This is a genomic window from Stenotrophomonas sp., assembly GCF_035634915.1.
GTDB lineage: Bacteria > Pseudomonadota > Gammaproteobacteria > Xanthomonadales > Xanthomonadaceae > Stenotrophomonas.
Genome location: NZ_DASQCB010000021.1, coordinates 231,021 through 237,308, shown reverse-complemented (window position 1 = coordinate 237,308; position 6,288 = coordinate 231,021). Strand labels below are relative to the sequence as shown.

General features: G+C 62.7%; 7 protein-coding genes and 1 tRNA gene. All 8 read left to right on the top strand.

Going from position 1 to position 6,288, the window contains the following annotated elements:
• A partial coding sequence (locus VER16_RS17315) for a sigma-70 family RNA polymerase sigma factor (RefSeq protein WP_324810105.1) occupies positions 1-436 on the top strand: 436 nt, incomplete at its 5' end.
• A 268-nt stretch (positions 437-704) separates the two neighbouring features.
• Positions 705-2,105, top strand: coding sequence for a type II toxin-antitoxin system HipA family toxin YjjJ (gene yjjJ, locus VER16_RS17310; RefSeq protein ID WP_324810103.1), 1,401 nt, complete (start codon positions 705-707; stop codon positions 2,103-2,105).
• A 484-nt stretch (positions 2,106-2,589) separates the two neighbouring features.
• Positions 2,590-2,922 (top strand): hypothetical protein, encoded by a 333-nt coding sequence (locus tag VER16_RS17305; RefSeq protein WP_324810101.1) that lies wholly within the window; start codon positions 2,590-2,592, stop codon positions 2,920-2,922.
• Positions 2,923-2,962: 40 nt separating this feature from the next.
• Positions 2,963-3,038: transfer RNA gene (locus tag VER16_RS17300), tRNA-Ile, on the top strand.
• A 176-nt stretch (positions 3,039-3,214) separates the two neighbouring features.
• On the top strand, positions 3,215-4,429 hold the full coding sequence (locus VER16_RS17295) for a tyrosine-type recombinase/integrase (protein ID WP_324810099.1): 1,215 nt from the start codon (positions 3,215-3,217) through the stop codon (positions 4,427-4,429).
• A gap of 350 nt (positions 4,430-4,779) precedes the next feature.
• Positions 4,780-5,037, top strand: a complete 258-nt coding sequence (locus VER16_RS17290) for a hypothetical protein (RefSeq protein ID WP_324810097.1) — start codon at positions 4,780-4,782, stop codon at positions 5,035-5,037.
• The gene (locus VER16_RS17285; RefSeq protein ID WP_324810096.1) at positions 5,037-5,738 is read left to right on the top strand and encodes a hypothetical protein; all 702 of its coding nucleotides are present in this window, start codon (positions 5,037-5,039) and stop codon (positions 5,736-5,738) included. Before VER16_RS17290 ends, VER16_RS17285 begins: the two co-directional genes overlap by 1 nt.
• Positions 5,728-6,252, top strand: coding sequence for a hypothetical protein (locus VER16_RS17280; RefSeq protein ID WP_324810092.1), 525 nt, complete (start codon positions 5,728-5,730; stop codon positions 6,250-6,252). The genes VER16_RS17285 and VER16_RS17280 overlap by 11 nt, the downstream gene beginning before the upstream one ends.
• The last annotated feature ends 36 nt before the right edge of the window (positions 6,253-6,288 follow it).

Here is a 6,288-nt window from a genome sequence, read left to right as displayed (position 1 = left end):
GCTCCAGCAGTACGGCCGCGAGGCCACGCCGGAGGAGCTGGCCAAGGAAATGGACATGCCGGAAGACAAGATCCGCAAGGTGATGAAGATCGCCAAGGAGCCGATCTCGATGGAAACCCCGATCGGCGACGACGAGGATTCCCATCTGGGCGACTTCATCGAGGACACCAACGTGGAGTCCCCGATCGAGAACACCACCAACATCAATCTGTCTGAAACCGTGCGCGACGTGCTGGCCGGCCTCACCCCGAGGGAAGCCAAGGTGCTGCGCATGCGCTTCGGCATCGACATGAACACCGACCACACGCTGGAAGAGGTCGGCAAGCAGTTCGACGTGACCCGCGAGCGCATCCGCCAGATCGAAGCGAAGGCCCTGCGCAAGCTGCGTCACCCGAGCCGCTCGGAACAGCTGCGCAGCTTCCTGGATATCGACTGATATCCAGGTAGTGCCGAGCCCATGATCGGCAGCTGCTTCTGTTGAGAGAAAAGCCCCGCTTCGGCGGGGTTTTTCTTTGGTCGCGCCGGGCCGTGCCCGTTGAATTTCATGTGATATTCGTAATTTTTACGTAACACTATTTCTGATGTCTGCACCTGCAGGATTTGTAGAAATCCATGTAAAACAATAGCTTTGAAGTTTCCTCTTGCTTGCAGGCCGCATTGTTTTGCGATAAATACGTAACACTATTCGTCCCGTAGGCCCTGCCATGGCCCGCCGCGCGCTCCTGCACCCCGAAGATCTGATCGCCCAGCTTCCCCCCGGCCAGCCACAGCCCGCAGCGGCGCTGGCCGAGCACCTGGGCGTGAACCGCATGACCCTCAGCCGCCTGGTCTCGGCCAGTGGCGATCAGGTCGTGCGCCTGGGCCAGACCCGCGCCACGGCCTATGCCCTGCGCCAGCCCTCCCGCGTGGGCAGCGAATGGCCGCTCTACCGCCTGCGCGAAGACGCCACACTGGAAGAGCTGGGCCGACTGATCGCGCTCAGTGGCGACACCTTCCACGTGGACGCCAGCCGCGCGCGTCCCAACCTGCTGCGCGCGCCCGAGGGCGATATTGCCGCCTTCTTTCCGGGCCTGCCGTGGTACCTCGACGACCTGCGCCCGCAGGGCTTCCTCGGCCGCAGCTTCGCGCATGGCCGCGCGCGCGGGCTTGGACTGCCTTCGGATCTCACGCGCTGGCAGCGCGACGACGTGCTGGTGGCGCTGGTACATGGCGGCGGCACCGAGACCGGCGATCTGCTGCTGGGCGGCGAGGCCGTACAAGCGGCCCTGGCTGCGCTGGATGCACCGCCTGACCGCGTGGCTGCACGTGACCGCCAGCAGCAGTACCCGCAACGCGCGCGTGCCGCGCTGGCTGGCGAAGACGTGGGTTCTTCGCCTGGAGGCGAGCAGCCCAAGTTCACCGCCACTGTGGAAAGCGAAGGGGGGCGCCGCGCCGTGATCGTGAAGTTCGCCCAGCCCGATGGTGGCGAGGCTGCGCAGCGCTGGGCCGATCTGCTGGTGTGCGAGCACCTCGCGCTGGAAACCCTGCGCGACGCCGGCGTGGAGGGCGCCCGCAGCGAGCTGCTGCAGACGCCCACGCATACTTTCCTGGAAGTGACGCGCTTCGACCGCAGCGCCGATGTGCTGGGGCGGCGGGGCTTTGTTTCGCTGCTGTCGCTTTCGGCCGCGTTTACGGGCGAGGCGACGGCGGAGTGGCCGCGTGCGGGCGCGCAGCTGCAGGCGCTGGGCTCGTTGTCTGCCGATACCGTGCAGGCGATGGCGCGGCTGCATGCGTTTGGCCGGTTGATCGGCAACAGCGACATGCACCAGGGCAACATCGGTTTCCGCCTCGTTGATCGCGGCGCGCTGCCGCTGGCGCCGGCCTACGACATGCTGCCGATGTCGTTGGCACCGTCGCGGTTGGGTGTGTTGCGGCAGGATGTGGTGCTGGAGGCGGTTGCGCCGCGTGAGAGCGGCGAGCTGGAGCATCTGCGCTGGGCGGCACCGCTGGCGAGCGAGTTCTGGGGGCGCGTTGCGGGGGATGCGCGGGTGGGGTCGGATGGACTGCGCGCGCTGGCGGCGACGAATGCCGAGCGGGTAAGGGCGATGGCGGCGCGGTTTGGGTGATTTCGGATGACGCATCTCCCCGCGTTTCCAATGATTGAATCGCTCTTAGTGCCTCGGCGCTGCGCCCTGTGACGTACTTGGCTTTGAGGATTGTTGGAATCTGATCGCAGGATTCTCATGCACAACGCGCCGGCTCAGCCAAATTCCCAATCCCTTCAATGCGTTGGATCTTCGGGACGTGCCGGGCACTCCAAGGCGTGTCGCAATCAGCAATTGAGCCATCTACCTTCGCTTCTGCACAGTCCTTCGCAGGTGCTCAACACACCTTTGTAGGCGGAATGTCTGATGCAATAGCAGGCAGTCCAAGGTCAAGCCGTATCACTCGCCATCCCGGTGAGCACCAAGGTTTCTGGCCGGGTGGCGCGTAGCCATACAAGACTCCGCAAGGAGGAAAGCTGCGGGCGGCCCTACGACCGTGTTGAAGCGCCCGGTCGCCTCTCTCAACAGGAGGCGGAAGAGGTTCGACGAATCGTAGGAGAGCGAGATGGGACTGAAGGCGATAGCTGGTGCCGCTTCTGATGGAAGAGAGCTGGCGGACGACTGTGATTTCGCGCCGTTGATGGACTGGGATGAGGTGTTGCAGGATGAGCGCGAGGATCGGCTGGGGTTTGCACGGCGCACGACGTATGCATTGCTGACGCTCCCGGGCTCGGGACTGGTTGAGGGCTTTGGTGGCGGCAATCAGCCAGGGCTTGAAGGGGCCCGGCGGACGGTAGCCCTGTTTCAGGCGCATCTGCGGCAGATGCAGCACTTCGCGGAGATTGCCGAGATGCGGCTGGAGCAGGTGGCCAAGGCACTGGCCGTGATGCCTGAGTAGCCGGGCGGGGGCGCGCTCCACTACACTGTGGCGCTGCGCAGGGCCTATAGCTCAACGGTTAGAGCAGAGGACTCATAATCCTTTGGTTCCAGGTTCGAATCCTGGTGGGCCCACCACATTGACGTCCATCGGAGTCCAAGGACGTCTTACGAAGCCTAGTGGTGCTGGATTTGGAGTAGTTTTTGCGTCCAGCGGTGTCCAGTGGCATCCACTTGCATCCACGAAAAAAGTGAGTCAGGCTGTGTGTCAGCGGGCTAGACGCCCCTAGACGACTCACAGGCGCTCGACTCACATGCTGACCGACACCAAGTTGCGCTCGCTCAAGCCGAAGGCCAGTCCCTTCCGTGTGGCTGATGCCAACGGCTTGTGCATCGAAGTGCGTCCATCGGGAGCCAAGGTCTGGCGTTACCGCTATCGCTACCTGGGCAAGGCCAGCATCGTCACGCTTGATGAGTACCCCTCAATGTCGCTGCAGGCTGCTCGCGTCGAGCGCGACCGTCTGCGCTCATTGCTGCGCGGCGGGGCAAATCCTGCTCAGGTGGCTCGGGTGGAGAAGGCCGCACACGGCGAGCGGTCCGCCAACACCTTCAGTGCCATCGGCCTTGAGCTGCTGGCAAAGCGCACCAAGGAGGGGCTGTCTCCCGGGTCGGTCGTGCGGGAGCGCAGGCTGATCGAGAAGGATCTGGCCGGGCTGGCGGATCTGCCTATCGGGGACATTACTGCTCCGGTTCTGCTAGCTGCACTCAGGAAGCTGGAACAGAGGGGCGTAGTCGAGACTGCCCATCGCGCCCGGGCCCATGCCGGCCGAATCTTCCGCTATGCCATCGCCACCGGTCGTGCTGATAGGAATCCGGCCCAGGATCTAACAGGGGCGCTCGAGCAGCCGCAGACGAAGCACTTTGCGAGCGTGACCGACCCCGCCGTCATCGGCGATCTCTTGCGCGCGCTGTGGGGCTATCAGGGAGCACTGGTCACTCAGGCGGCCCTGAAGCTGGCCCCTATGCTGTTCGTTCGTCCGGGCGAGCTGCGCCAAGCGAAGTGGGCCGATATCAATCTGGATGCAGCGGAGTGGCGCTACGTCACCAGCAAGACCAAAACCCCGCACATCGTCCCGTTGTCCGACCAGGCCGTCGAAGTCCTGCAGGAGCTTTACCCGTATACGAAGCGGAGCGAGTTCGTCTTCCCTGGCGTGCGCAGTGCGCTCAAGCCGATGAGCGAGAACACGATGAACGCAGCGCTCCGAAATCTTGGCTTCGACTCAGACACGATGGTCGGCCACGGCTTCCGCGCAATGGCTAGAACGGTGCTGGACGAGGTTCTTGGCTACCGCCCGGACTACATCGAGCATCAGTTGGCGCATGCCGTGAAGGATCCGCTCGGGCGGGCCTATAACCGGGCAACCCACCTGCCGGAACGCCGGAAGATGATGCAGGCCTGGTCTGACTATCTCGACCAGCTGCGCGTTGCAGAACCGAACGTGCTGGCCTTCAAGGCCAAGCGCGCCTAACCACCACATAGGCCTCTAAGGAGGGCCATAGCAAGAAGCAGGGCCGCATAAACAAAGCGGCCGAGGAAGGGGCTGGAACCCCTAGCTCGGCCTACCACAACCGACTATTGGAGAGTCGATCATGGATTGCAACATTGTACCTGTTGCGCCTGAACGGGCGCGCTCGGCCGAAATCCGGCCGTCAGTCACTACGCGGGCTATTCGCCCCACCACGTTCGTCCGAGTCCACCGCTGGCTCGCCCTCAACGACGACGCAAATACCTACAAGCTCTGCACGGCGCTGTTTGTCGTCGCTCTGGCATCGGCCGCTACTTCTCCTGCGTCAATCACTGCGTGCCTGGGGGTGATCCATGTCTGCTTCTGAAGTCACCATTGAAGCTGCGTATGGCGCGATTCCGGTGCAGGACAACGCGCCCACCTACAAGATCTGCGCCGGCATCGACACGCTGCATGCACTCGGTGACGCCAGCGTCTACGTCAGCTTCGTGCGGTCCTTCTTCAGGACTTGCATGGAGAACCAGCTGACGCCCACGTTCGATGACCTTGCTGTTCTCGACCACCTTCTGGAGCAGGCCCAAGCTCTCCGCCGTGCATCGAGGGTGGACTAATGAGCGCTTCGGACAAGCAGGTGGGATGCGCCCTCGATATGCCCACTGGCCGCGGCCAGGTGCGGGATCCTCTTGAGGCGCTAATAGCTGGTGGAATTCCGATTAGGACACTGCTCGGCCATCACCTTTGCAGCATCGACTGGCTTGCTGCCCGACTCGATCAGAAGTTCCGGCTCTGCTACTACGGTGAGGATGGTGAAGTAGTGACTGAGGCGGTATCTGCGGTCTCGTTGCTCACGAGAGGCAAGGAGCTGGGCTGGCGCCCACTGGAAGATGAGCCGACCGAACTGGGCTGGCCGGAGCTCTTCGAGGACACCACGCATCATGAGCGTGGCGGCGTCCATTGGTACTCGACCGCAGTCTCGGACACGGACGGAATGCTTCCTTTGGGTCTGCCGAAGTCAGTCATTGAGGCCGACCGCAGGGCATCGGAAGCGAGGGCGAAGAAAGCGCAGGCGCGCCTAAAGCGGGAGAAGCAGGCGGAGGCCAGGAAAGCTGCTGCTGAAGCGAAGGCCGTTGCTCAGCGCAACATCGAACGCGTCACCAAGTCCCAGCAGCGAGAGGCAGCTAAAGCAGGAAAGCCAATCTCCGTTGCTACGGCGAGGCGAAGGGCGCGGGCTTGGATTCGCCAGTGGGAGAAGGACGTCGCCACTGTCATGAAGCGTTTCACGGATAGCCAGGAGGGCAACCATGGTCAGTAACAAAGGCCGTTTCAAGCGACCAATCCGGTTCAATCGGACACGTGCGAACCCAATCCAGCGCTTGCCTTTCTACCGCCAGAGCCACGCCAAGACGGGGGACTACTGGCGGATGCCGGAGGTCCAGGGTTACCTCATGGGCCGTGAGGTTGGAAGGGTCTGCGCGATAGCCTTTGTACAGGCTCTGGAGGAAGCTTCAAGCCGGATTGGCATGGCGGCAAGTGTGCAGCTGGCCGACACCGTGGCATCAGCAATTGAGGCTCACGGTGGATCTTTGACCGACGGTCAACGTGGGATCATTGAGGGGTTCTTTGGTCGCGGATCCAAGCTGATGGACGTCATTCGGTCGGGTATCGTGTCGCTAGAGAAGTCGCCAAAGTTCGAAATGCAGCAGATCGAAGCTGCGCTCAGGGACTTGTCCAGCATGACTGTGGAGGAATATGCCATCCGCAGGCTTGGCTCGATCAATGGTGCGATTCCTGATTCAAAATCGCGGCCACCGTTCTCCCTAGAATGAGATCGCTGTGGCTCCAGGGCATTGACCCTGCAACCG